Raw genomic sequence first — 1,013 nt, forward strand, 5'->3', positions numbered from 1 at the left:
TATGCCGACGACTGTGCGCCACGAAGGTGCGGTGCGTAAGCACCGAAGCTATGCTGTATAGGAGATGAGGGAGGGCCCCTCGGAGCCGCTGTACAGGCGGAGGCTTCAAACCACCTTAAGCTGCTGTAATCAAAAGTTATGGTAGTGAGCGTTAAGGAAAAGGCAGGGCAAGACCCTGTCAGGTATATATCACGGAGACGAACACCAGTAAAGCGCTGATAAAGTGTCGAAAGCGTAGGAGTGTCATCAAAACCAGGAGGGAGTCGTTAACCTGGGACAAGTCTGGAGGAAACCTGTTTACTGACCAGATGGTGGCCGGCATGAAGGCGACGTGAACGTGATATAGGCTCCTGTACGGAACGTGGGAACCTACGACTCCGATGCTAATGGAAAAATCCAAGTGGAAACCCCACAAGGATGAAAGTACAGATGCGGGGTATAGGGGCGGAACAGCTTGTAGTAGTGATGATGCTTTTTGAAAGAAAAGAAGAGCGAAGGAGCTGTGTTATCCCGTTTTGAAAATTAGTCAACCATTTATGGGAGGAACTTATGGACAAAACAAAGTCGCATTCGATTTCAAAACAAACAGTATGGGAAGCGTATAAACTAGTTAAAGCAAACAAAGGAGCGCCGGGGATTGATGAAGAATTGATCCAATCATTTGAGGAAAAGTTAAAAGACAACCTCTATAAAATATGGAATCGCATGTCCTCAGGATGCTATTTTCCTCCTCCTGTTAAAGTGGTAGAAATACCAAAGAAAAATGGAGGGATCCGAAAACTGGGGGTGCCAACCGTATCTGATCGAATTGCACAGATGACGGCTAAACTCTACTTTGAGCCTTTAGTCGAGCCGCACTTCCACCCAGATTCATACGGATATAGACCGAAGAAGTCGGCTATTGATGCCGTAAGAGTCACCAGGAAAAGGTGTTGGAAGTATGACTGGGTACTAGAATTCGATATTAAGGGTCTTTTTGACAATATTGATTATGGATTACTCATGAAAGCAGT

At 45.8% G+C, this 1,013-nt stretch carries 1 protein-coding gene; it reads left to right on the top strand.

Features of this window, described 5'->3' with window-relative positions:
- Positions 1 to 549 precede the first annotated feature (549 nt).
- Positions 550 to 1,013: reverse transcriptase domain-containing protein (locus KH400_RS20745; RefSeq protein WP_246589944.1), on the top strand; the 464-nt coding region annotated here is incomplete at its 3' end.

It is taken from the genome of Desertibacillus haloalkaliphilus, assembly GCF_019039105.1.
GTDB classification, from domain to species: Bacteria; Bacillota; Bacilli; order Bacillales; family KJ1-10-99; genus Desertibacillus; species Desertibacillus haloalkaliphilus.